A 24,372-nucleotide genomic window follows, 5' to 3' on the forward strand; every position below is an offset into this window, starting at 1 on the left:
CCGGTCCCCTACCGACGACACCCAGCCCACTACCGTCCACCCGCCCGGCCCCGTAACCGGACTCCGGCCCGGACACACACGGGACCGGCCGGGACTGGCCTGCCGTGGCCCCGTAGCGTGTTCGCATGACCATGAGCGGTGGGCGGGGCGGCACGGAACGGCTGGTCGTGATCGGCGGTGACGCCGCGGGCATGTCCGCGGCGTCCCAGGCACGCCGGCTGAAGGGGCCCGGCGAGCTGGAGATCGTGGCCTTCGAACGGGGCCACTTCACCTCCTTCTCGGCGTGCGGCATCCCCTACTGGGTGGGCGGTGACGTCCCCGAGCGGGACGACCTGATCGCCCGCACCCCCGAGGAGCACCGCGCGCGGGACATCGACCTGCGGCTGCGCACGGAGGTCACCGAGATCGACGTGGCCGGGCGGCGGGTACGCGCGCGTGACGTCGATTCCGGCGCCGAGTCCTGGACGGCGTACGACAAGCTCGTCATCGCCACGGGCGCCCGCCCGGTCCGCCCGGACCTGCCCGGCGCGGACGCCCCCGGGGTGCACGGCGTGCAGACCCTGGACGACGGTCAGGCCCTGCTGGAGACGCTGGCACGCGCGCGTGGCCGCAGGGCCGTGGTCGTGGGCGCGGGCTACATCGGCGTGGAGATGGCCGAGGCGCTGATCAACCGCGGCTTCGAGGTGACCGTCGTGAACCGCGGCAAGGAGCCCATGTCGACGCTCGACGCGGACATGGGCCGCCTGGTGCACCGGGCCATGGAGGGCCTCGGCATCACCATGGTGAACGACGCCGAGGTCACCGGGATCCGCACCGGGGACGACGGCCACGCGCGCGCGGTGGCCACGGCGCGCGCCGAGTACCCGGCGGACGTGGTGGTCCTGGGCATCGGCGTCCGCCCGCAGACCGCGCTCGCCCGGGCCGCCGGTCTCCCCCTCGGCGCGCACGGCGGGCTGCTCACCGACCTCGGCATGCGGGTGCGCGGCCACGAGGACATCTGGGCGGGCGGCGACTGCGTGGAGGTGTTGAACCTGGTCTCCGGCCAGGAGCAGTACGTCCCGCTCGGCACCCACGCCAACAAACACGGCCAGGTCATCGGCACGAACGCCGGCGGCGGCTACGCCACGTTCCCGGGGGTGGTCGGCACGGCGGTCAGCAAGGTCTGCGACCTGGAGATCGCCCGCACCGGCCTGCGCGAGAAGGACGCCGACCGGGTGGGCCTGCGCTACGAGACCGTCACCATCGAGTCCACCAGCCGCGCCGGCTACTACCCCGGCGCGGCCCCCATGACGGTCAAGATGCTCGCCGAACGCCGCACCGGCCGGCTGCTGGGCGTCCAGATCGTCGGCAGGGAGGGCGCGGCGAAGCGGGTGGACATCGCGGCGGTCGCGCTGACCGCGCGGATGACGGTGGAGCAGATGACGGCCCTGGACCTGGGCTACGCCCCGCCCTTCTCACCGGTGTGGGACCCGGTCCTGGTGGCGGCGAGAAAGGCGGCGGCGAAGGTACGCGCCGCCGCCGAGGCGGCCCTGGTCTCCTAGGCCGTCCCGCTGATCCTCGGCAGCGAGGCCACGGACGCGCCGGAGGCGACGGCGGCCGGCTGCTCGCCCGCGGGCCGCGCGTGGGTGGCCGCGGGCCGGGTGGAGCGCAGGCGGTTGCCGACCGCCTCGTCCAGCGTCACCGGCCGCCCGGTCTGCGCGGCCAGCCGCCCGGCCTCCTGGCCGAGGCGCGCCACGTCCTCCCAGGGCAGCCGCACCACGAGGGAGATCTCCGCCTCACCGTCGGGCAGAGCATGCATCGCCGATACCTGCGGAGCGTTGTTCATCGCCTGTCCTCACGTCGGTTGAGAACAGATACGCACGGCCCGCGACGGCCGTTCACCGATGCGTCCGCCGCGTCCCGGGCAGTGCTCCGGTTCAGCGCGCGGTGCGCGTGTGGACGTACTCCACGAGCCGGGTCAGCGCGTCCGGGTCGGTGTTCGGCAGGACGCCGTGGCCCAGGTTGAAGACATGGCCCTCCAGGCCGGCGGCCGCGTCCAGCACCTCCTGGGCCTTGGTCTCGACCGTGTTCTTGTCGGTGAACAGGACCGTCGAGTCGAGGTTGCCCTGGAGCGCCTTGCCGGGGCCGACGCGGCGGGCGGCCTCGTCCAGCGGGACGCGCCAGTCGACGCCGACGACGTCCGCGCCGGCCTCGCCCATGAGCTTCAGCAGCTCACCGGTGCCGACACCGAAGTGGATGCGCGGGACGCCGTACCCGGCGACGGCGTCGAAGACCTTCGCCGAGGCGGGCATGACCGAGCCGCGGTAGTCGGCGGGGGCGAGCGCGCCGGCCCAGGAGTCGAAGAGCTGGACCGCGCTCGCGCCGGCCTCGATCTGGACCCTGAGGAACGCGGCCGTGATGTCCGCGAGCCGGTCGAGCAGGTCGGCCCACAGCTCGGGGTCGCCGTACATCATCGCCTTGGCGTTCTCGTACGTGCGCGACGGGCCGCCCTCGACCAGGTAGCTCGCGAGGGTGAAAGGCGCGCCCGCGAAACCGATCAGCGGGGTGGCGCCCAGCTCGGCGGTGAGCAGCCCGATGGCCTCGGTGACGTAGGAGACGTCCTCGGGGGTGAGGTCGCGCAGCCGGGCGAGGTCGGCGCGGGCGCGGATCGGCTGCTCGACGACCGGGCCGACGCCGGGCTTGATGTCGAGGTCGAGGCCGATGGCCTTGAGCGGGACGACGATGTCGCTGTAGTAGATCGCCGCGTCCACGCCGTGGCGCCGCACCGGCTGCAGCGTGATCTCGGTGACCAGCTCGGGCCGCGTGCAGGACTCGAGCATCGGAACGCCCTCGCGCACCTTGCGGTACTCGGGCAGCGAGCGGCCGGCCTGACGCATGAACCACACGGGGGTGTGCGGCACGGGTTCGCGCCTGCACGCCTTGAGGAAGGCGCTGTCGTACGTCGCTGTCGGCTGCTGGCCCGAGGGCGTTGCGTTGGCACTCACGACGGCAAGTCTCGCACGGCCGTGAGGAGAGAAGTGCCGCAGCCCTCAGGGGGTGTCTTGCCCTGCACGGAGCCGCGCTTCCCCTTACTCTTCCCCGCATGGCTGGGGCTCAGGGACGAATGTCGGACAGCGCTGACGGAATGGACGACGTGTTGGACACCGAGGAGGCGGACCGGCATTCCGGTACCGCGGGTCCGCCGGCTTTCCGGGCCGCGGTCGACGCCCTGCGCAGCAGTCGGCTGCGGCCACAGGTCGAGGTGGAGTCCACGCCCGCGCCGCAGCGGCTCGCCCCGCACGCGTACGCGCTGGAGGCCGTGGTGGTCGACGGGGAGCAGGAGCTGGCCGACGGGCGGCTGGTGCTGCTGCACGACCCGGCCGGGCACGACGCCTGGCGCGGGACGTTCCGGCTGGTGACGCTGGTGCGCGCGGAGCTGGAGCCGGAGATGGCCGCTGATCCGCTGCTGCCGGAGGTGTGCTGGTCGTGGCTGACCGGGGCGCTGCAGGCACGCGGGCTGGGCTACGGCGAGCCGAGCGGGACGATCACGCGCGCGAGTTCGCACTACTTCGGCGGGCTGGCCGAGCGGCCGGCCGCCTCACAGATCGAGATCCGGGCCTCCTGGACGCCCCGCGAGGGGCTCGGCGGAGTCCCGGACACGGCGTCCCATCTGGCCTCCTGGTGCGATCTGCTGGCGCAGGTCGCGGGGCTGCCGCCGGCCGGTCCGGGGGACGCCTCGGTGGTCACGCTGCCGCAGCGCAGGGGCCCGCAGTCACGGTGAGATGATCGCAGGCTTCCCCGGGGTCCCCCGCTTGGACGCCTCATTGACCATCTCTTTGTCGATACGGCCACTTTCGAACCCGGATCGCATCCGCTCGAACCGACTTGATCTTCGGATGATCGATCGCATGTCCGAATTGCACAGATTGTTACTCACTAGATCGTGATCATTCTCTAAAGGCGGACGAGTTTGCTGCCGAAGACGACTGTGACCTAGAAAGCACGGTTCGTCCCGGCTGAATCCCCACAAGCCGGCCCCGTCCCCCCACCCCAGGAGGCCTGGTGTCCGTTCTCCTCGAGCAGCCCGCAAGCCTGGTCGCCTACCGCCCGAACAAGCCGACCGCCATGGTGGTCGTGGCCGACCCGCGCGTCCGCTCCACCGTCACCCGCCACCTGTGGGCGCTCGGCGTGCGCGATGTCATCGAGGCCTCGTCCATCGCGGAGGCTCGTCCCCGCATCGGCAACCCCCGCGACATCTGCGTCGCCGACGTCCACCTGCCCGACGGCTCCGGCCTGACCCTCCTGTCCGAGACCCGCGCCGCGGGCTGGCCCAACGGGCTGGCGCTGTCCGCGGCCGACGACATCGGCGCGGTCCGCAACGCGCTGGCCGGCGGCGTCAAGGGCTACGTCGTCACCGGCACCCGCACCAACATCGGCCTGCCCGCCCGGCCCGGCGCCGCTCCCCTCGGCGCCGCCCGGATGCACCGCCGCCCCCCGGGTGCCCCGAGTCACCCGGGTGGCTACCGCGAGCTGTCCGGCCGCGAGGTCGAGGTGCTGCGCCTGGTCGCGGAGGGCCAGTCCAACAAGGCCATCGGCGTCTCGATGGGCCTGTCAGCCCTGACCGTCAAGAGCCATCTCGCCCGCATCGCCCGCAAGCTGGGCACGGGCGACCGCGCCGGGATGGTGGCCGTGGCCCTGCGCACCGGGATCATCCACTGAGCCGTTCGGCGCAGCGGCCGATTCACCCGCGCGAGGTCTTCGCGCCCCCGCGCTGACCGGTTTACGACCCTCCCGCGCCCGTCGACGGAACGTTCCGTCGACGGGCGCAGTCCATACACGGATACCCTTGACAGGTGACCGACGCCCAAGACACCGCAGCAGACAGCTCCCTGCGCACCACCGGAGGCACTCCTCCGGACGACGCCGGATCTTCTGTGACGGGGGCGCCGACGCCGCTGCTCGAACCCCGCGAGGGCATTCCGCCCGTGATCGCCGACGCGGCCTCCCTGACCGAGGTGATCTCCGCGTTCGCCGCCGGTTCCGGCCCCGTCGCCGTCGACGCCGAGCGCGCCTCCGGATACCGCTACGGCCAGCGCGCCTACCTGGTACAGCTGCGCCGCGAGGGCGCCGGGACCGCGCTGATCGACCCGGTGGCCTGCCCCGACCTGTCCGGGCTCGGCGCGGCGCTGGCCGGCGCCGAGTGGGACCTGCACGCCGCCACCCAGGACCTGCCCTGCCTGCGCGAGATAGGCATGATCCCGACCCGGCTGTTCGACACCGAACTGGCCGGCCGGCTGGCCGGATTCCCCCGGGTCGGCCTCGGCGCCATGGTCGAGGGCGTCCTCGGCTACGTCCTGGAGAAGGGCCACTCCGCCGTCGACTGGTCGACCCGCCCGCTGCCCGAGCCCTGGCTGCGGTACGCCGCCCTCGACGTGGAGCTGCTCGTCGACCTGCGCGACGCGCTGGAGAAGGAGCTGGACCGCCAGGGCAAGCTGGAGTGGGCCCTCCAGGAGTTCGACGCGATCGCGACGGCACCGCCGGCCGAGCCGCGCAAGGACCCCTGGCGGCGCACGTCCGGGATGCACAAGGTACGGCGGCGCCGGCAGCTCGGGGTGGTACGGGAGCTGTGGGAGACCCGCGACCGGATCGCGCAGCGCCGGGACGTGTCGCCGGGCAAGGTGCTGAGCGACGCGGCCATCGTGGAGGCGGCGCTGTCCCTTCCGGCCAACGCCCACGCGCTCGCGGCGCTGAACGGCTTCGGGCACCGGATGGGGCGGCGGCAGCTGGAGCAGTGGCAGGCGGCAGTCGACCGGGCCAAAGCCCTGCCGGACACCGCGCTGCCGCAGCCGGGCCAGCCCGTGGCGGGTCCGCCGCCGCCGCGCGCCTGGGCCGACAAGGACCCCGCCGCCGCTGCCCGGCTGTCCTCGGCCCGGGCGGGGGTCACCGCCCTCGCCGAACAGCTCGGCCTGCCCCAGGAGAACCTGGTGACTCCGGACACGGTGCGGCGCATCTGCTGGGAGCCGCCCCAGTCCGTCGACACCGACTCCGTGGAGGCCGCACTCTCCGGCTACGGCGCCCGCCCCTGGCAGGTGGCCCTGGTGACACCGGTGCTGGTGAAGGCACTCTCGTCGAAGGGGGCCTAGCCAGGGGGTGCCGTCTGGATCATGCCGGCGTCGCGGGACCTGGCACGCACTTCCCCGGAGGGGGCGCCCCCAGCCGCGTTGTCGTCGCCCGGGTCCGCCAGGCCGCACCGCTCGTCCAGGCCGGCCTGATCCGAACCACACCCCCTGGCCCTGCCGCGCCGTCCTCCCGCCGGGCGCCGCGGGGGTCGCGGAAGCGGAACAGGGACGTCGAGATCACGCCAAGATCCTGGGCGCCGGAGCTCGCAGGGGCGGGTCGCCCGATGCCGGAGTCCGGTCGGCAGGCGCCGGACCGCGAAGTCCCGTACCCGGAACCGGAGTTCGCCGCCGAGACGCCCGCCGGGACGGTGACGGTCACGGCCCGCGCGCCGGCCGGCGCCAGAGCTGGGCCGGTCGCCGGCCGAGGGGGCGGGCGGACGTGGCTCGCCGGCCCGCACGGAGATCGGTCCGCCGGTCGGCCACGGATCGCAGCCCGAGCCGCGCGGCCACCGGCACCCTGGGGCGTCCGCGCGCTGGTCCACCGGGATCGGGCCGGCGATGCGCCCCGTCCCGCCCACCGCGGCTCCGGCGGCCCGGCCGCTCCTCCTTCCCCAGCACGCACTCCCCCGCGGACGGGGGTCTCGTTGCCGGCAGGGGACAACTCGCAGCTGTGCCGGCCGACGTATCCGGTGCCGACGCCGAGGGGTCGGCGGCGCCTCCGAGCATGTGACGTTCACCGCTCCGGCCCGGGGGGCTGGGCAGCAACATTACTCACAAGTAGCATGGTCGTAAGCAAGCGCTCAGCGTCCCATCCTGGAGGAGAGCCATCGTGCCTCGTACCGTCAGGGACGTCGTCTTCGTCGACGGCGTCCGCACCCCGTTCGGCAAGGCGGGCCCGAAGGGCATCTACCACGAGACCCGCGCCGACGACCTTGTCGTGAAGGCGATCCGGGAGCTGCTGCGCCGCAACCCCGGTCTGGACCCGAAGAAGATCGACGAGGTCGCCATCGCCGCGACCACGCAGATCGGTGACCAGGGTCTGACCCTCGGCCGTACCGCCGGCATCCTCGCGGGCCTGCCGCAGTCCGTGCCGGGCTACTCCATCGACCGCATGTGCGCCGGCGCCCTGACCGCCGTCACCACCACCGCCGGCTCGATCGCCTTCGGCGCCTACGACGCCGTCATCGCCGGTGGCGTCGAGCACATGGGCCGCCACCCGATGGGCGAGGGCGTGGACCCGAACCCGCGGTTCGTGAGCGAGAAGCTCGTCGACGAGTCCGCCCTGTTCATGGGCATGACCGCCGAGAACCTGCACGACCGGTACCCGACGATCACCAAGCAGCGCGCGGACGAGTACGCGGTGCGCTCGCAGGAGAAGGCCGCCAAGGCGTACGCCAACGGCAGGATCCAGCAGGACCTGGTGCCGATCTCGGTGCGCCGCACCAACCCGGAGGCCGGTGAGACCGGCTGGGGCCTGGTCACCGCCGACGAGCCGATGCGGCCGGGTACGACGCTGGAGAACCTCTCCGGTCTCAAGACGCCGTTCCGGGTGCACGGCCGCGTCACCGCCGGTAACGCCGCCGGTCTCAACGACGGTGCGACCGCCTCGATCATCGCCTCCGAGGACTTCGCCCGCGAGCACAACCTGCCGGTGAAGATGCGCCTCGTCTCGTACGCCTTCGCGGGCGTCGAGCCGGAGGTCATGGGCTACGGCCCGATCCCGGCCACGGAGAAGGCCCTCGCCAAGGCGGGTCTGTCGATCGAGGACATCAACCTCTTCGAGATCAACGAGGCCTTCGCCGTCCAGGTCCTCGCCTTCCTGGAGCACTACGGCATCGCCGACGACGACGCGCGCGTCAACCAGTACGGCGGCGCCATCGCCTTCGGCCACCCGCTGGCCTCCTCCGGCGTCCGCCTGATGACGCAGCTGGCCCGCCAGTTCGAGGAGCAGCCGCACGTCCGCTACGGCCTGACCACCATGTGCGTCGGCTTCGGCATGGGCGCGACGGTCATCTGGGAGAACCCGCACTTCGAGGGGGACAAGTGAGCACCACCGCCGAGCTTCTGCAGCAGGCCTCCGCGCAGTTCCCCGACGAGGTCGTCACGTCCGCGCACGTACGCCACCTCGACCTGCCCTTCGGCGCGGGCCGCTTCGCGCTGATCACGCTGGACAACGGCCTGGACCACACCAAGCCGACCACCTTCGGCCCCGCCTCGCTCGCGAACCTCAACACCGCGATCGACCAGGTCGAGAAGGAAGCGGCGGACGGCGCGATCGTCGGCGCCGGCATCACCGGCAAGCCGTTCATCTTCGCGGTCGGTGCCGACCTCAAGGGCGTGGAGATCCTCAAGGAGCACGAGCACGCCCTCGCCATCGGCAAGGGCGGCCACGAGGTCTTCAAGCGCCTGGCCAAGCTGGCCGTGCCGACCTTCGCGTACTACAACGGTGCCGCGATGGGCGGCGGCGTCGAGGTCGGTCTGCACTGCTCCTACCGGACCGTCTCCAAGGCGATCCCGGCGTTCTCGCTGCCCGAGGTCTTCCTCGGTCTGGTCCCCGGCTGGGGCGGCTGCGCCCTGCTGCCGAACCTGATCGGCGCCGACAAGGCCGTCTCGGTCATCATCGAGAACAGCCTCAACCAGAACAAGCAGCTCAAGGGCCAGCAGGTCTTCGACCTCGGCATCGCCGACGCGCTCTTCGAGGGTGCCGACTTCCTGGAGCAGTCGCTGCTGTGGACCGCCCAGGTCCTCAAGGGCGACGTCACCGTCGAGCGCCCGGTGATCGACCGCGGCGAGGCCTGGGACCAGGCCGTCGCCAAGGGCCGGTTCATCGCCGACGGCAAGGTGCACGGCGCGGCCCCGGCCGCCTACCGCGCGCTCGACATCATCGCCGCCGCCAAGAACGGCGACCTGCAGCAGGGCTTCGACGCCGAGGACCAGGCGCTCGCCGACCTGATCATGGGCGGCGAACTGCGCTCCGGCATCTACGCGTTCAACCTGGTGCAGAAGCGCGGCAAGCGTCCCGCGGGCGCCCCGGACAAGAACCTGGCCCGCCCGGTCACCAAGGTCGGCGTCGTCGGCGCCGGTCTGATGGCCAGCCAGCTCGCGCTGCTGTTCCTGCGCCGCCTGGAGGTGCCGGTCGTGCTGACCGACATCGACCAGGAGCGCGTCGACAAGGGTGTGGGCTACGTCCACGCCGAGATCGACAAGCTGCTCGGCAAGGGCCGGATCAACCAGGACAAGGCCAACCGCCTCAAGGCGCTGGTGACCGGTGTCCTGGACAAGGCCGAGGGCTTCTCCGACGCGGACTTCGTCATCGAGGCCGTGTTCGAGGAGATCGGCGTCAAGCAGCAGGTGTTCGCGGAGGTCGAGGCCGTCGCCCCGGCGCACGCGATCCTCGCGACCAACACCTCCTCGCTGTCGGTGTCCGAGATGGCGTCGAAGCTGAAGCACCCCGAGCGGGTCGTCGGCTTCCACTTCTTCAACCCGGTCGCCGTCCTCCCGCTGCTGGAGATCGTCCGCGGCGAGAAGACGGACGACGCCTCGCTCGCGACCGCGTTCGCCGTCGCCAAGAAGCTGAAGAAGACCGCGGTCCTGGTCAAGGACGCCCCGGCGTTCGTCGTGAACCGCATCCTGACCCGCTTCATGGGCGAGATCCAGAACGTCATCGACGAGGGCACCCCGGTCGAGGTCGCCGAGAAGGCCGTCGAGCCGCTCGGTCTGCCGATGTCCCCGCTGGTGCTCCTGGAGCTGGTCGGCCCGGCGATCGGCCTGCACGTCTCCGAGACGCTGCACGGCGCGTTCCCGGAGCGCTTCACGGTCTCCCCGAACCTCAAGGCGGTCGTCGAGGCGGGCAAGCGCGGCTTCTACGTCTACGACAGCGGCAAGCCGGAGCTGGACCCGGAGGTCGCCGCGCTGCTCAAGCAGGGCGACAGCGTGCTGACCGAGGAGCAGGTCCGCGAGCGGGTGCTCGACGCGGTGGCGCAGGAGATCGGGCTCATGCTCGACGAGGGCGTCGTCGCCGAGGCGCAGGACATCGACCTGTGCCTGATCACGGGCGCCGGCTGGCCCTTCCACCTGGGCGGCATCACGCCGTACCTGGACCGTGAGGGTGTCTCGGAGCGCGTGACCGGCAAGAAGTTCCTCGCCCCGGGCGTGGCGTCGGTCCCGGCGTAACACCGGACGCAGTGTGCGGGGCCCCCGCGGCGGCGGGGGCCCTTTCGCATGCTCAGACCCGCTGCCACGCCGTGAGCGCCAGCCCCGGCTCGTCCTTGCGCCGGGCCAGCAGGAGCTGCCCGGTCGACGGGGACAGCGTCGCCGCCACCACGCGGCCGTCCGCGTCCTTGGCCAGGCCCACCAGGGCGTCGACGGGCAGGCTCGGGCCCGACTCCGTCCACCAGGCGCCCGCCGACTCCAGCTCCGTGGGATAGGCGGCGAAGGCGACCCGGCCGCTCGCCGAGCGCTGCGCGAGCAAGGTGCAGTCGTGGCCGTCGAGTTCGCAGCGGATCGCCGCGACGGGGCCGGGGCCCGCCGCGGGCATGAGGACCACCGGTTCGCCGCCGGGGCGCCAGGCGCACACGTCGCCCGAGGTGTCCGTGAAGAACACCGTCGTGCTCCCGGACGACGTCGCGAGGGCGCGCAGGGTGCCGGGGCGGACCGGGGCCTTCAGACGCTCCTGCATGACCGGCCGGGCGCCCGCCTCCTCCTGGCGCCAGCGCAGCATGCCGTCGGGGACGGCCGCGTACACCTCGACCAGGCCGGACTCACCGGTCACCGCCGCCAGGCCGTCCTGGACCTTGCTGCCCCGCAGGTCGAGCCAGGACTCCCAGCCGCCCTTCTCCTTCTGGGCGAGGTGGTGCACTCCGGCGCCGTTGTTGCGGACGAACACATGGGCGCGGCCCTCGGCGTCCACAGTGACGGCCGGGGTGCCCGTCCGGTCGCCCTTCTTCTTCGGGTGACCGACCGGGTTCCAGTCCAGGGCCGCGAGCAGCGGGCGGAAGTGCGTGGAGTGCACCAGGCCCGACTCGCCCTCCACCGTGGGCCGCCAGGCCACCAGGTGGGCATAGCCGTCGGCGCCCTGGCCGATCCCGGCCGAGGGGTGCAGCCGCTGATCGCCGCCCAGCCGCTGTGCCTCGGTCCAGGAGCCGCCGGGGACGCGCTCGGCCCGCCACACCATGGCGTCACCGGAGATCAGGTAGACACTGAGCCGGCCGTCTCGGCCGCGCAGGAACCAGTCGCCGTTCACCGCTTCACCCTATGCGGTGGTCTTCGGGGCGCTCCCGCCGCCCCGGTCGCCGGCTGAGACCCTTACGGGTATGACGGACACCACCGGCGCGCCCGGCCCGGCGAGCGCACCCCCTCCTGTGCCGCTGCTCATCATCGACGGCGCGAACGTCGTCGGCTCCGTGCCCGACGGCTGGTGGCGCGACCGCCGGGCCGCCGCCGTACGCCTGCGCGACCGGCTGGTGCCGTACGCCCGCTCCGGCGTGGCCGGTCTGTCCGGGCCCGTGGAACTGGTCCTCGTGGTCGAGGGCGCGGCCCGGGGTGTGGCCTCCCTGCCCGGGGTGCGTGTCGACGAGGCGCCCGGCAGCGGCGACGACCGGATCGTGGAACTGGCCGCGGCCGCGGGCGACCGCCCCTGCCTGGTCGTGACGGCCGACCGCGAGCTGCGCCGCAGGGTGACCGCACTGGGCGCGGAGGTCACCGGCCCGCGCACGGTGCGCGGCTGAGGCACCGCAGAACCTAAGGGGCGCCCCCGGCCGGGGTCTGCTCCCGCTGGGCCAGCCGGCTGTGGGTGCGGCCGTAGAAGAAGTAGACGACGAAGCCGATCACCATCCAGATGGCGAACCGCAGCCAGGTCTCGGCGGGCAGGTTGAGCATCAGCCACAGCGAGGCGCACACCGACAGGACCGGGACGACCGGGACCCACGGGGTACGGAAGGCGCGGGGCAGGTCGGGGCGGGTGCGACGCAGGATCACCACGCTGATCGCGACGACGACGAACGCGAAGAGCGTGCCGATGTTCACCAGTTCGGCCAGCTCGGCCAGGCTGGTGAAGCCGGCGACGATCGCGATGATCACGCCGAGCAGGACGGTCGGCCGGTGCGGGGTCCGGAAGCGCGGGTGGACGTGCGAGAAGAAGCGCGGCAGCAGCCCGTCGCGGCTCATCGCGAAGAAGACGCGCGTCTGGCCGAGGAGCAGGATCATGCAGACCGTGGTCAGGCCGACGGCCGCGCCGAAGCTGATCACGCCCGCGTACCAGGGGTGCCCGATGGCCTTGAAGGCGTCGGCGAGCGGGGCTTCCACGGACAGCTTGGAGTACTTCTCCATGCCGGTGACGACGATGGACACGGCCACGTACAGCACGGTGCAGATGAACAGCGAGCCGAGGATGCCGCGGGGCATGTCGCGCTGCGGGTTGCGGGTCTCCTCGGCGGCCGTGGCCACGATGTCGAAGCCGATGAAGGCGAAGAAGACGACGGAGGCGGCGGTGAAGATGCCCATCACACCGAAGTTGGCCGGTGCCCAGCCGACCATCAGCTGGATCAGCGGGGCCTTGAGATTGCCGCCCGCGGGCACCGGCTGGGACGGCGGGATGAACGGCTTGTAGTTCTCGCCCTTGATGAAGAAGGCACCGGCGACGATCACGATGAGGACGACGATCACCTTGATCGCGACGACGAGCGAGGTGATCCGGGCGGACAGCTTCATGCCGAGGACGAGGATGCCGGTGAGCACGAGCACCAGGGCGGCGGCGAGGATGTCGAAGCCGAAGCCGGTGGCGTTGTCCCGGCCGGACAGGTAGTCCGGCAGGTGCCAGCCCGCGTTGTCGAGCAGCGAGCGGATGTAGCCGGACCAGCCGACGGCCACCACCGCCGTGCCGAGCGCGAACTCCAGGACCAGGTCCCAGCCGATGATCCAGGCGGGCAGCTCGCCCAGCGAGGCGTAGCTGAAGGTGTACGCCGAACCGGCCACGGGGACCGTGGACGCGAACTCGGCGTAGCAGAGCGCGGCGAGCCCGCAGACCACGCCGGCCACCACGAAGGCCAGGGACACCGCCGGGCCGGCGTTGTTCTTGGCGACCTGACCGGTGAGAACGAAAATGCCGGTGCCGATGATGACACCGACACCGAAGACGGTCAGGTCGAGCGCGGAGAGGGACTTCTTGAGCGAGTGCTCCGGTTCCTCGGTGTCCTGGATGGACTGCTCGACGTTCTTCGTCCTGAACAGCGCGCTGCTCACGTGCCTACCTCCCACGCTTGTGGGTGTCCCGGCCCGACCGGACACGGCCCGGCATGATCGGGAGGGTCGGGGAGCGTATGCCCCGGTAGGGGAAGGTTCACGCAGACGGGCCGGTTCCGCCACCGCAAAGAGGGGCGGAACCGGCCCGCAGGGGGCGCTTTCGGTCAGTCGCGCGCGGGCTCCACCGAGTCCACCTCGGCGGCCGTACGGTCGAACCGGCCGTCCAGCTTGGCGACCAGCCCGGTGACCTGACGGGCGACGTCCGGTGCGGTCAGGCCGATCTCGGTGAGCACCTCGCCCCGGGAGGCGTGGTCCAGGAAGCGCGGCGGGATGCCGAAGTCGCGCAGCGGCACGTCGACGCCCGCGTCGCGCAGGGCCTGGGCGACCGCGGAGCCGACACCGCCGACGCGGCTGTTGTCCTCGACGGTGACGACGACCCGGTGGCGCTCGGCCAGCGGGGCCATGGCCTCGTCGACGGGCTTGACCCAGCGCGGGTCGACGACGGTGGTGGAGATGCCCTGTTTGTCGAGCAGGCCGGCGATCTCCAGGCACATCGGGGCGAGCGCGCCGACCGAGACCAGCAGCACGTCCGGCCGGTCGGTGCCGGGCTCGCGCAGCACGTCCATGCCGCCGACGCGGCCCACGGCCGGTACGGCGGGGCCGACGGCGCCCTTGGAGAAGCGCACGACGGTCGGCGCGTCCTCGACGGCGACGGCCTCGCGGAGCTGGGCCCGCACCTGCTCGGCGTCGCGCGGCGCGGCCAGGCGCAGCCCCGGCACGACCTGGAGGATCGACATGTCCCACATGCCGTTGTGCGAGGCGCCGTCCGTGCCCGTGACACCGGCCCGGTCCAGTACGAAGGTCACGCCGCACTTGTGCAGGGCCACGTCCATCAGGACCTGGTCGAAGGCGCGGTTGAGGAAGGTGGCGTAGACGGCGAAGACCGGGTGCAGACCGGCGTAGGCGAGGCCGGCGGCCGACACGGCGCCGTGCTGCTCGGCGATGCCGACGTCGTAGATGCGGTCCGGGAAGGCGTCCGCGAACTTCTTCAGGCCGACCGGCTGGAGCATGGCGGCCGTGATCGCCACGATGTCGTCGCGCTCCTTGCCGAGCTCGACCATCTCGTCGCCGAACACGGAGGTCCAGTCGGCGCCCGAGGCCTTGACCGGCAGGCCGGTGTCGGGGTGGATCGGGCCGATGCCGTGGAAGCGGTCGGCCTCGTCCGCCAGGGCGGGCTGGTAGCCGCGGCCCTTCTCGGTCAGGCAGTGCACGATCACCGGGCCGCCGAACCGCTTGGCGCGGGCCAGGGCGGACTCCAGCGCCTCGATGTCGTGACCGTCGATCGGGCCGACGTACTTCAGGCCGAGGTCCTCGAACATGCCCTGCGGGGCGATGAAGTCCTTCAGGCCCTTCTTGGCGCCGTGGAGGGTCTCGTAGAGCGGCCTGCCGACGACAGGGGTGCGCTCCAGCAGGTCCTTCCCGCGGGCCAGGAAGCGCTCGTACCCGTCGGTCGTGCGCAGCGTGGCCAGGTGGTTGGCGAGACCGCCGATCGTGGGGGCGTACGACCGCTCGTTGTCGTTGACGACGATGACGAGCGGGCGGTCCTTGGCGTCGGCGATGTTGTTCAGCGCCTCCCAGGCCATGCCGCCGGTGAGGGCGCCGTCGCCGATGACGGCGACGACATGGCTGTCCCGCTGCTTGAGCTGGTTGGCCTTGGCGATGCCGTCGGCCCAGCCGAGCACGGTCGAGGCGTGGCTGTTCTCGATGACGTCGTGCTCGGACTCGGCCTGCGAGGGGTAGCCGGACAGGCCGCCCTTCTTCTTCAGCCGGGAGAAGTCCTGCCGGCCGGTGAGCAGCTTGTGCACGTAGGACTGGTGGCCGGTGTCCCAGAGCACCTTGTCCTTCGGGGAGTCGAAGACGCGGTGGAGGGCGATGGTGAGCTCGACCACGCCCAGGTTGGGACCGAGGTGGCCGCCGGTCTTGGAGACCGCGTCGACGAGGAAGGTCCGGATCTCCCCTGCCAGCTGGTCCAGCTCCTCCAGGCTGAGCCGGTCCAGATCGCGCGGTCCCCTGATGCGGGTCAGCAGCGGCACCCGTGCCTCCTTGCGTTGAGCTGATCGAGCTTTCCGGGCTCGCCCGAGTCTAATGTTCCGGGTTCGTGCAACACGCAAGGGGCGCGGGGAACCGCGCGACCGGCCACGACGGACCGGCACGCGCAGGACGACCCGCGCCCCTACGGCGAACCCGCGTTATGCGCGACCCGCGGTCTTCTGCGTCTTCCGGGTGATCGAGTCGATCACGACGGTGGTGAGCAGAACCGCGGCGGTGATCATGTACTTCACCGGCTCCGCGATGGACTCCAGCTGGAGTCCGTACTGGATCGAGACGATCACCAGCACACCGAGCAGCGCGTTCCAGGTACGGCCCCGGCCGCCGAAGAGCGACGTGCCGCCGATGACGGCCGCGGCGATCGCGTTCATCAGCAGGTCACCGGTGCCGGCGCTCTGGTTCGCCGAGGCGATCTTCGAGGCCAGGAAGAGGCCGCCGATCGCGGCGAAGCCGCCCGAGATGGCGAAGACGGAGATCCGCACCGCGGTGACGTTGATGCCCGCACGCCGGGACGCCTCGACGCTGCCGCCGAGCGCGAAGATCTTGCGGCCGTACGGCGTGCGGCGCAGCACGAAGTCGGTGCCGATCAGGAAGGCGAGGAAGATCACCGTGGCCAGCGGCAGGCCCTTGTACTGGTTGTACATGTACGCCGCGGCGAAGGAGACCACGGCCAGCAGCACCGTGCGCAGGACCGTGTCGCTGAGCGGCCGGGACGGCACGCCCGCGGCCTCCCGGCGCCGGTTGCCCAGGAACGAGGTGAGGAAGAACACCGCGACCACGACGACGGCGAGCCCGTAGGCGGCGGCCACGTCCGAGAAGTAGTACGTGGTGAGCTTGCCGACCAGGCCGTTCGGGTCGAGGTTGATCGTGCCGTCGGCGCCCAGCACCTTCAGCATGAAGCCCAGCCAGAACAGCAGACCGGCCAGCGTGACGGCGAAGGCGGGAGCGCCGAGCACGGCGAAGAAGAAGCCGTGCAGCGCGCCGATGGCGATGCCCGCGGCGAGGGCGATGAGCACGGCCGTCCACTCGGGCCAGCCCTGGTTGACCGCGAGGACGCCGGCGAGGGCGCTGGCCGCGCCGCTGACGGAGCCGACGGACAGGTCGATCTCGCCGAGCAGCAGCACGAAGACGATGCCGACGGAGATCATGCCCGTGCCGACCATCGTGATCGTGATGTCGTTGATGTTCTGCGCGGACAGGAAGTTCGAGTTCAGGACCTGGAAGATGATGCAGATGATCGCGAGGCCGAGGATGACCGGGACGGAGCCCAGTTCACCGGCCTTCATCTTGCGCTTGAACTCGTGCCAGTAGCCGAGCAGGCCCTCCTGCTGGACCAGCAGGCGCGGGTCGACCGCGGTGACCGCGGCGGCCGCGGCCTCGGGGTTCTCCACGGCGGGCGCGTCCTGCGCCGGGGTCTCGTCGGCGCTCGCGGAGGTCTTGTCGATGCTCACTGGGAAACCTCCCCGTTCGTGCGCGCCGCACGGCGGGTCACGGCGTTGTCGGTGGCGCCGGTGATGGCGGAGATGATCTCCTCCTGCGAGGTCGTCTTGACCTCGAAGACGCCGTTGTTGCGGCCGAGGCGCAGGACGGCGACCTTGTCGGCCACCGCCTTCACGTCCGCCATGTTGTGGCTGATGAGGATGACGGCGTGACCGCGCTCGCGCAGGCGCTCGACCAGGTCGAGGACCTGGGCGGTCTGCTCCACGCCGAGGGCGGCGGTCGGCTCGTCGAGGATGACCAGCTTGGGCTCGCCGAGCATCGAACGGGCGATGGCCACGGTCTGGCGCTGACCGCCGGAGAGCGAGGCGATCGGGATACGGACGCTGGGGATGCGGATCGACAGCGTGGTGAGCAGCTCGCGGGAGCGGCGCTCCATCTCGACCTCGTCCAGGACGCCCCACTTCCTCAGCTCACGGCCGAGGAAGAGGTTGCCGACGACGTCGATGTTGTCGCACAGCGCGAGGTCCTGGTAGACCGTCGCGATGCCCAGGGCCTGGGCGTCGTGCGGCCGGGTGATGGTGACGGGCTTGCCGTCCCACTCGATGACACCCTCGTCGATCGGGTGCACGCCGGCGATCGTCTTGACCAGCGTGGACTTTCCGGCACCGTTGTCGCCCACCAGGGCGACCACCTCACCGGCGTGGACCTCAAGCTCTACGTCGGTGAGCGCCTGAACGGCACCGAACCGCTTGGAGACCCCGCGCAACGCCAGCACGGGCGTAGCGGACACGTGAACCATCTCCTTCGCCGCCTGACCCGGCGGGAGGTTGTGCAGAAAACTGGGCGGGAGGGTTGGGGGAAACCCTGGGGGAGTTCCGTCCGGCGCCCCGCGCCGAGCTTGCGGGGCTGTGTGATCGCGGGACGCCGGAGGAGTCCTGGGGGGGCGGTGGCCCGGCTTCCCTACGGGCATTCAAGGACGAACGCCCGTGTACGGGAAGGGACTTGACGCCGATTACTTGAGGCCGAGCTTGTCGCAGGCCGCCTTGTAGTCGGCGGTGCAGATGTCGGAGACGGTGTAGTAGCCCTGCTTGATGACCGTGTCCTTGATGTTGTCCTGGGTCAGCGAGACGACCGGGACGAGGACGGACGGGACATCCTTCTGGGAGGTGCTGGAGACCTTGTCCTTGGCGATGGAGTCCAGCGACTTGCCCTGGGCGAGCGCGACGGCCATCTCCGCGGCGACGTTCGCCTCCGCCGGGTAGGACTTGAAGACGCTCATGTACTGCGTACCGGCGACGATGCGCTGCACACCGGCGAGCTCGGCGTCCTGGCCGGTGACCGGGACCTTGATGCCGGCGCCGCTGAGGGCGGTGATGATACCGCCGGCCATGCCGTCGTTGGCGGAGTAGACACCCGCGATGTTGCCCTTGCCGACCGCGGAGATCGCCGCCTCCATCTCGGAGTTGGCGTTGTCCGGCGACCACTCCTTGGTGTCGTACTCCTTGGCGACCGTGACCTTGCCGTCGAGCACCTCGTGGGCGCCCTTCTTGAACTGGGCGGCGTTCGGGTCGGTGACCGAGCCGTTGACCATCACGATCTTGGAGGACTTGGTGGCCTTGCTGCCCAGCGCCTTCAGCAGGGCCTGGCCCTGGGTCTTGCCGACCTCCTCGTTGTCGAAGGAGGTGTAGGCGCTGATCGGGCCCTCGGCGAGGCGGTCGTAGGCGACGACCTTGATGCCGGCGTCCACGGCCTTCTGCACGGAGTTCTGGATGGCCTTGGCGTCGACCGCGTCCACGATCAGGACGTCCACGTGGTTCGTGATCATGGTGTCGACCTGCTGCGCCTGCAGGTTCGCGTCCTGGTGGGCGTTGTTGTAGTCGAGCGTCGCCTTGCCGTTCGTCAGCTCCTTGATCTTCTTCTCGATCAGCGGCTTGTCGAACTTCTCGTAACGCGCGGTCTTGTTCTCCGGAAGGAGGAGGCCGACCTTGATGTTGTCGCCCTTCTTGGCGGAGGACGACGAGGAGGAGTTGCTGCTCTTCGACTCCTTGGCACTGCCACAGGCGGCCAGCGTGACGGCCATCGTACCGGCGGCGACGACAACGGCGGCACGACGCATACGTGCGTTCACTTGAAAACCTCCCTGACGAGGCCGCGTCGTTGCGGCCGAGGTGGCTGGAAGTCAACTCGGCCGCAGGTTCGACGTCAAGAAGTAAATCCTTAACGAGATGGCAACGGTGCCATCCGTTATCTAAGTGAAGGCAGCGGTCGCCGCGGACAGAGCCCCGACGACATTACCCGACAGAAGTGACGAATCGCCCATCTCGCTGAGGGCGAGGGCGAGCGCTCCGAGCACCTCCGCACGGCCCCCAAGTGCCCCGGGGAGGACGGACAGTTGGCGTGCCGCACTGGGGATGGCGTAACGGCCGACGGACTCCCTGATCGGCCCGAGCACCAGCTCACCGGCCTCGGCGAGATCACCACCGAGGACCACCCTGCTCGGGTTCAGCAGATTGCAGAGATTGGCCACTCCACTGCCGATGTGGCGGCCGACGTCGGCGATCACCCGACGGCAGCCCGGGTCACCTTCCCTGGCCAGCCGTACGACGCCCTCAAGCGTGAGGTCGGGGCCGTGGCTGGGCTGGAGCAGCGGGAGCACGTACCGTGCGGCCGCGAAGGTCTCCAGGCAGCCACGGTTGCCGCAACGGCAGACCGGGCCGGATTCGTCGAGTGTAATATGCCCGATTTCTCCAGCGGTGCCGCCCGGCCCGCGATAGATCTTCCCGTCGATCACCAGACCGGCGCCGACACCGCTCGCGACCTTGATGTACGCGAGGTCGCGCACGCCCTTCCCGCTGCCCCAGACCAGCTCGCCGAGGGCGCCGAGGTTGGCGTCGTTGTCCACGTGCACCGGCACCCCGAGCCGCTCACGCAGCTCCTCGGCGGGCTTGGTGCCGCCCCAGCCCGGCAGGATCGAGGTCGAGCCCAGGGTGCCCGACTCGACGTCGATGGGGCCCGGCACGCCGAGGCCCACCCCGGCCACCTTGGACCGGTTCACCCCGGTGGCCTCGATCAGTCTGCTGACCAGCTGTTCCGCCCGGTCGAAGCCCTGCGCGGCGGACGCGTCCACGTCCAGCGGCTCGGCCTCCTCGGCCAGTACCTGATGCGCGAGGTTGCCGATCGCGACCCGCAGATGGGTGTGCCCGAAGTCGACGCCGATCACAATGCCCGCGTCCCCGCTCAGGCTGACGCTGCGGGCCCGCCGCCCGCCCGCGGATGTGGGCGTGACCTCGACGGTTCCGCCGTCCTTCAACTCCCGCACGATGTTGGAGACGGTCGCGGCGGACAGACCGGTCGTCCGCGCGATCTCCGCCTGCGTGAGGGACCCTGCCAGGCGTACGGCCCGGACGACCCGCTCCAGGTTGGCTCGGTGCAGCGACGACTGCGACCCTGGAGTCTCCACGACGACCTCCTGAGCGCGGGGCCGCTTCGGCGAGGCCCCGCGTATGTCCAACTAGTGAACTCTAAGCTGAGCCGTTCGGGGCGACTCACGTCAAGAGGTTGAACCGCATCCGGGGCTTCGGAGACGCAGCGCACACAGCGGCGCACGCCGCCCCGAAAGCCGGGACGGCGTGCGCACGGACGCTCGCGACGGGTGACCCTCCTCCGGGTCCGGGGCTGGCTGGGGGGTGTCGTTCGGGTCATGCCGGCGTCGCGGGTTCCGGCACAGACTCCCCCAGCGGGGGCACCCCCTGCCGCGCTGTCGTCACTCGCCGACTCCCCCACGCTCGGCTCCGCTCAACCGGGGGACCCCCATGGCCCCGCCCTACTTCAGCGCCCCCGCGGTCAGGCCCTGGACGACCTGGCGCTGGAAGACGATGTACGCCCCGAGCACCGGCAGCATGGCCATGACCAGGCCCGCGAAGAGGCCGGACCAGTCGCCCTTGTAGCCCTGGCTGACCGCCAGCTGGACCAGACCCTGGGTGAGGACCTTCTTGTCGGGGTCGGTGTTGAGCACCGTGGGCAGCATGTACTGGTTCCACTGGCCCAGGAAGTTGAAGATGCCGACGCTGATCAGGCCCGGCTTGGCCATGGGCAGCATGATCTGGAAGAACGTGCGCGTGTGCGAGGCGCCGTCCACGAAGGCCGCCTCCGCCACCGAGGTGGGCAGGGTGCGGAAGAACGCCGTCAGGAAGAAGACGGTGAACGGCAGCGAGTACGCGATGTAGACCAGGATCAGGCCGTGGATCGTGTTCAGCAGGCCCATGTTGTTCACGACGTAGAACAGCGGGACCAGCGCGAGCATGATCGGGAAGCTCATGCCGCCGACGAACAGGTAGTAGATGAAGCGGTTGCCCGGGAAGTCGAAGCGGGCGAGGACGTAGGCCGCCATGGAGCCGAGGACCAGGGTGCCGATGAGCGAACCGCCGACCACCAGGACGGTGTTGAGGAAGTAGTCGCTCATGTTGGCGTCGGTCCAGGCCCGCGCCCAGTTGTCGAAGTGCAGATGGTCCGGCAACGACCAGGGCGAGGAGAAGATGGAGCTGTCGGACTTGAAGGACGTCATCACCGCCCACAGCAGCGGTGTGACCACCATGATCGCCCAGATGATCAGCACGCCGTGGGAGAAGACGTTGAGGACGCCGCCCTCCCTCTTCTTCCCGGCGGGCCGCGGGACCGGTACGTCGATCTTGGAGACGGTCGCGCCGGACTCGGCCGGCAGCGGTGCGGGTGTCTCGGTCGTCTTCATCTGTCAGAACTCCAGCCGCTCGCGACGGCCCAGCCGCATCACGACCGCCGCGAAGGCGAGCGTGACGACGAGCAGGGCGACACCGATCGTGGTGGCGTAGGCGGCCTGACCGTCCCGGAACGCCTTCTGGTACACGTACAGGACCAGCACCGTGGTCGAGTAGTCGGGCCCGCCCGGTCCGGTCGTCATGATCTGTACGACCGCGAACGACTCGGCGCCGAGCGCGAGGATGCCCATGTAGACCCAGCCCGACTGCACGGTGTCCCACAGCAGCGGCAGGGTGATCCGGAAGAAGGTGGCGGCCCGGCCGGCGCCGTCGAGCAGCGCCGACTCGTACAGCTCGGTGGGGATGGAGGCCATGCCCGCCGAGAACAGGACCACGAAGAAGCCGACCGTGGACCAGACGAGCACGGCCATCACGCACCACAGCGCGAGGCTCGGATCGCCCAGCCACAGCGGCTGGACGCTGCCGAGGCCGATGCCCCGCAGGACCGAGTTGATCGCGCCGCTGTCCGGGTTGTACGCGAAGGCGAACAGCAGCGCGACGATCGCGATGGACAGCACCTGCGGGAAGAAGTAGACGATTTTGTAGAAGGACGAGCCCCGCACCCCGGAGATCGCGGGGCCGCCCTTCCTCCGCCGTCCGCCCACATTGATCATGAAGGCGAAGAACAGCGCCAGACTGATCGTCACCAGTGGCAGCACCAGGGCGAACAGCAGACTGTGCTCCAGCGACTTCCAGAAGATGTCGTCGTGGACCATCCTCGTGTAGTTGTCGAAGCCGACCATCTTGAATTCGGGGCTCAGGCCGGTCCAGTCCGTGAACGAATAGTAGATGGACTGGATGAACGGCCACACCACGAAGAGCGCGTACAGTCCCAGGGGCAATGCCAAAAACCCCACGATGAACCGGTACTTGCCGTGCTGCATCGCCACTCCGGTGCGGTCAGGGTGCTGTTTACTGGTGCTTGTAGTGCTTGATGGTGGTGTCCTTGGCCGCTTCGTCGGCGAATCCCTGGATCTTCTTGATGGCCTCGGCCGGGGTGAGCCGGCCGGCCATCATCTCGCCGAGGCCGGACACTCCGATCTTCTCCTTCTGGAGCTGCACGTACCAGTCCTGAAGACGCGGATTCACCACGTTGGATCCGGCCAGCTGAAGCGCCGCCACACCCGATTTGAGGCCCGGTGTGAGCGTGATGCCGGTGGTGCCGCCGTTGTAGGCCGTCAGCGACTTCACCTTGCTGGTGAAGTTCTTCGACGAGGCCTCGGAGAGCATGATGCGCAGCTGCTCCATGCCGCCCTCGGGGTTCGCCGCCTTGGCCGGCACGATGAACGGCTCACCGCCGGAGGCCCAGATGGTGCCGAACGGCAGCTTGTCGCCGCTGTCGATGCCGGAGGGCGCGGAGACGGCGAGGTCGAAGTCCTTCGGGATGACGTTCGCCGACTCGTTCTCCACCCAGGAGCCGTTCGGGATGAAGAGCGCCTCGCCCTTGGCCCAGGCGGTCTGCGACTGGATGTGGTCCAGGCCCGGGGTGCCCTTGAGGATGTAGCCCTTCTTGTAGAGCTCGTAGTACGCCTCGAAACAGGCCTTGACGGCCGGGTGCTTCCAGGCGTTCGGCTCCAGGTTGTCGATGGCGTCGAGCACCTCACGCCCGCCGACCTTGCCGATCATCGGGTAGAGCGAGAAGGGGATGTAGTACGGGTACTTGCCCGCGTACGTCCAGCCCGCCATGCCCTTCTTCTTGGCCTTCTCGCAGACCGCGAGCATCTCGTCCCAGGTCTTCGGGTACTCCGCGTCCAGCGAGTTCAGGGCCTTCTGCGAGTACCAGACGCCGTACACCGTGTAGGCGTAGTAGAAGATCCACACCGGCTTGCCGTCGAACTGGCCCATCTCCACGATGCCGGGGCGCAGCGTGTCGCGGACCTTCTTGTTCGGGTCGTCGTACGACGGCGCGTCCAGCAGCGGGGTGAGGTCGGACAGCTGGTTCTTGCCGACCAGGACGCCCATGTCCATCTGCTCGGCGCCGGAGTTGTCGATGAGGTCCGGCGGGTTGCCCTGGTTGAAGCGGGGCTGGAGCGTGGACTGGATCTTCTGGGTGGCGGAGAACTTCACATGCGCCTTGGGAAAGTCCTGCTGATAGATCTTCACCGCGTCCTGGGCATACTCCTTGCCGAAGCCGCCGTCGAAGAGGACGAATTCCATCTGGGCGCTGTCGTTGACGCCCAGCGGGTTCTTGGCGGTCTTCTTCCCCGCCTTGTCCTTCTTCTGACCGCCTCCACCGCTGCTCGCACAGGCGGACAGCAGTCCCATACCCGGGGCCGCGACCAGGCCGAGCGCGGCGGACCGCTTGATCAGATCGCGCCGGCCGACGCCTTCGGCACTGTTGTTCGAGGTGGATCCCATGCTCAAGTCCTCGCCTTCTCCAGGACTCAGGCGGTGAACCGGATCCTCCCCGGCACCGCTGTCGGGTCAAGCTGGGTGGTGCAGGGTCACGCTGGAAGTGCCGACAGGTATAGTCCACTTCCCGCCACGGTAGCAAGATCGAATGCACGGTTCACCAAGGGTCTTTTCCGAGTTGAGACCTCGCGGAAATACGAGCCTCCCGCGGACCGATGGCGGAAAAATTCGCGGCATAAGTCCCTGAATGCCACACCCAACACCCTTGACATCAACGGCCACTTGACGCCCTACTGGATCCTGCGCCCCGGAGCTTGACAACGTTGTCCGACAGAGGGCGC

At 70.4% G+C, this 24,372-nt stretch carries 19 protein-coding genes; 7 read left to right on the forward strand and 12 right to left on the reverse strand.

Annotated elements, in window-relative coordinates; all coding sequences use genetic code 11:
* Positions 1–125: 125 nt before the first annotated feature.
* Positions 126–1,541: an FAD-dependent oxidoreductase gene (locus tag BIV25_RS21970; protein ID WP_071374093.1), complete on the forward strand. Its 1,416-nt coding sequence runs from the start codon at positions 126–128 to the stop codon at positions 1,539–1,541.
* On the opposite strand, the gene BIV25_RS21975 is transcribed toward BIV25_RS21970, so the two are convergent.
* Both BIV25_RS21975 and hemE read right to left on the reverse strand, forming a co-directional pair.
* On the reverse strand, positions 1,538–1,798 hold the full coding sequence (locus BIV25_RS21975; protein WP_071374288.1) for a hypothetical protein: 261 nt from the start codon (positions 1,796–1,798) through the stop codon (positions 1,538–1,540). The two genes, BIV25_RS21970 and BIV25_RS21975, sit on opposite strands and share 4 nt — an antisense overlap.
* 118 nt (positions 1,799–1,916) lie before the next feature.
* Positions 1,917–2,984, reverse strand: a complete 1,068-nt coding sequence (hemE, locus tag BIV25_RS21980) for a uroporphyrinogen decarboxylase (protein ID WP_071374094.1) — start codon at positions 2,982–2,984, stop codon at positions 1,917–1,919.
* 98 nt (positions 2,985–3,082) lie between these two features.
* Between hemE and BIV25_RS21985 the strand changes: the two genes are divergently transcribed.
* From BIV25_RS21985 to BIV25_RS22005, 5 genes are all read left to right on the forward strand, one after another.
* Complete coding sequence (locus tag BIV25_RS21985; RefSeq protein WP_079176816.1) at positions 3,083–3,760, forward strand: DUF3000 domain-containing protein; 678 nt, start codon at positions 3,083–3,085, stop codon at positions 3,758–3,760.
* A 281-nt stretch (positions 3,761–4,041) separates the two neighbouring features.
* Positions 4,042–4,698 carry a response regulator transcription factor gene (locus BIV25_RS21990; protein WP_069778144.1) on the forward strand — a complete coding sequence of 219 codons (657 nt, stop codon included), beginning with the start codon at positions 4,042–4,044 and terminating at the stop codon, positions 4,696–4,698.
* A 134-nt stretch (positions 4,699–4,832) separates the two neighbouring features.
* On the forward strand, positions 4,833–6,122 hold the full coding sequence (locus BIV25_RS21995) for a ribonuclease D (protein ID WP_079176817.1): 1,290 nt from the start codon (positions 4,833–4,835) through the stop codon (positions 6,120–6,122).
* 805 nt (positions 6,123–6,927) lie between these two features.
* On the forward strand, positions 6,928–8,145 hold the full coding sequence (locus BIV25_RS22000; RefSeq protein ID WP_071374096.1) for an acetyl-CoA C-acyltransferase: 1,218 nt from the start codon (positions 6,928–6,930) through the stop codon (positions 8,143–8,145).
* Positions 8,142–10,271, forward strand: coding sequence for a 3-hydroxyacyl-CoA dehydrogenase NAD-binding domain-containing protein (locus BIV25_RS22005; RefSeq protein ID WP_071374097.1), 2,130 nt, complete (start codon positions 8,142–8,144; stop codon positions 10,269–10,271). Before BIV25_RS22000 ends, BIV25_RS22005 begins: the two co-directional genes overlap by 4 nt.
* Before the next feature lie 52 nt (positions 10,272–10,323).
* Here BIV25_RS22005 and BIV25_RS22010 read toward each other — a convergent pair whose 3' ends face one another.
* Entirely contained in the window at positions 10,324–11,340 is a 1,017-nt protein-coding gene (locus tag BIV25_RS22010) for a hypothetical protein (RefSeq protein ID WP_071374098.1), read from the reverse strand.
* Positions 11,341–11,410: 70 nt separating this feature from the next.
* Between BIV25_RS22010 and BIV25_RS22015 the strand changes: the two genes are divergently transcribed.
* Entirely contained in the window at positions 11,411–11,824 is a 414-nt protein-coding gene (locus BIV25_RS22015; RefSeq protein WP_071374099.1) for an NTP pyrophosphohydrolase, read from the forward strand.
* 13 nt (positions 11,825–11,837) lie between these two features.
* Here the strand turns inward: BIV25_RS22015 and BIV25_RS22020 are convergent, their stop codons facing one another.
* The 9 genes from BIV25_RS22020 to ngcE all read right to left on the reverse strand — a co-directional run bounded on the left by BIV25_RS22020 (position 11,838) and on the right by ngcE (position 24,037).
* Positions 11,838–13,337: an amino acid permease gene (locus BIV25_RS22020; RefSeq protein ID WP_071374100.1), complete on the reverse strand. Its 1,500-nt coding sequence runs from the start codon at positions 13,335–13,337 to the stop codon at positions 11,838–11,840.
* Positions 13,338–13,501: 164 nt separating this feature from the next.
* The gene (dxs, locus tag BIV25_RS22025; RefSeq protein WP_071374101.1) at positions 13,502–15,430 is read right to left on the reverse strand and encodes a 1-deoxy-D-xylulose-5-phosphate synthase; all 1,929 of its coding nucleotides are present in this window, start codon (positions 15,428–15,430) and stop codon (positions 13,502–13,504) included.
* A gap of 156 nt (positions 15,431–15,586) precedes the next feature.
* Positions 15,587–16,897, reverse strand: coding sequence for a sugar ABC transporter permease (locus BIV25_RS22030; protein WP_071374102.1), 1,311 nt, complete (start codon positions 16,895–16,897; stop codon positions 15,587–15,589).
* Positions 16,894–17,685 (reverse strand): ATP-binding cassette domain-containing protein, encoded by a 792-nt coding sequence (locus BIV25_RS22035; protein WP_071374103.1) that lies wholly within the window; start codon positions 17,683–17,685, stop codon positions 16,894–16,896. The genes BIV25_RS22030 and BIV25_RS22035 overlap by 4 nt, the downstream gene beginning before the upstream one ends.
* A gap of 213 nt (positions 17,686–17,898) precedes the next feature.
* A complete protein-coding gene (locus BIV25_RS22040; protein ID WP_071374104.1) occupies positions 17,899–19,002 on the reverse strand; it encodes a substrate-binding domain-containing protein in 1,104 nt (367 codons plus the stop codon).
* Positions 19,003–19,134: 132 nt separating this feature from the next.
* Positions 19,135–20,346 carry an ROK family transcriptional regulator gene (locus BIV25_RS22045; protein WP_071374105.1) on the reverse strand — a complete coding sequence of 404 codons (1,212 nt, stop codon included), beginning with the start codon at positions 20,344–20,346 and terminating at the stop codon, positions 19,135–19,137.
* Between the two features lie 363 nt (positions 20,347–20,709).
* Positions 20,710–21,633 carry a carbohydrate ABC transporter permease gene (locus tag BIV25_RS22050; RefSeq protein WP_071374106.1) on the reverse strand — a complete coding sequence of 308 codons (924 nt, stop codon included), beginning with the start codon at positions 21,631–21,633 and terminating at the stop codon, positions 20,710–20,712.
* 3 nt (positions 21,634–21,636) lie between these two features.
* The gene (locus BIV25_RS22055) at positions 21,637–22,563 is read right to left on the reverse strand and encodes a carbohydrate ABC transporter permease (RefSeq protein WP_071374107.1); all 927 of its coding nucleotides are present in this window, start codon (positions 22,561–22,563) and stop codon (positions 21,637–21,639) included.
* Positions 22,564–22,591: 28 nt separating this feature from the next.
* Positions 22,592–24,037, reverse strand: coding sequence for an N-acetylglucosamine/diacetylchitobiose ABC transporter substrate-binding protein (gene ngcE / locus BIV25_RS22060; RefSeq protein WP_071374108.1), 1,446 nt, complete (start codon positions 24,035–24,037; stop codon positions 22,592–22,594).
* Positions 24,038–24,372: the final 335 nt, after the last annotated feature.

The sequence above is a fragment of the Streptomyces sp. MUSC 14 genome, assembly GCF_001866675.1.
Lineage (GTDB): Bacteria > Actinomycetota > Actinomycetes > Streptomycetales > Streptomycetaceae > Streptomyces.

Bases quoted from the DNA above. Each gene is read 5' to 3' on its own strand.
- BIV25_RS21970 (WP_071374093.1), top strand. From the start codon at position 126: ATGACCATGAGCGGTGGGCGGGGCGGCACGGAACGGCTGGTCGTGATC.
- BIV25_RS21975 (WP_071374288.1), bottom strand. From the start codon at position 1,798: ATGCATGCTCTGCCCGACGGTGAGGCGGAGATCTCCCTCGTGGTGCGG.
- BIV25_RS21985 (WP_079176816.1), top strand. From the start codon at position 3,083: ATGGCTGGGGCTCAGGGACGAATGTCGGACAGCGCTGACGGAATGGAC.
- BIV25_RS22015 (WP_071374099.1), top strand. From the start codon at position 11,411: ATGACGGACACCACCGGCGCGCCCGGCCCGGCGAGCGCACCCCCTCCT.
- BIV25_RS22035 (WP_071374103.1), bottom strand. From the start codon at position 17,685: ATGGTTCACGTGTCCGCTACGCCCGTGCTGGCGTTGCGCGGGGTCTCC.
- BIV25_RS22040 (WP_071374104.1), bottom strand. From the start codon at position 19,002: ATGCGTCGTGCCGCCGTTGTCGTCGCCGCCGGTACGATGGCCGTCACG.
- BIV25_RS22050 (WP_071374106.1), bottom strand. From the start codon at position 21,633: ATGAAGACGACCGAGACACCCGCACCGCTGCCGGCCGAGTCCGGCGCG.
- BIV25_RS22055 (WP_071374107.1), bottom strand. From the start codon at position 22,563: ATGCAGCACGGCAAGTACCGGTTCATCGTGGGGTTTTTGGCATTGCCC.
- ngcE (WP_071374108.1), bottom strand. From the start codon at position 24,037: ATGGGATCCACCTCGAACAACAGTGCCGAAGGCGTCGGCCGGCGCGAT.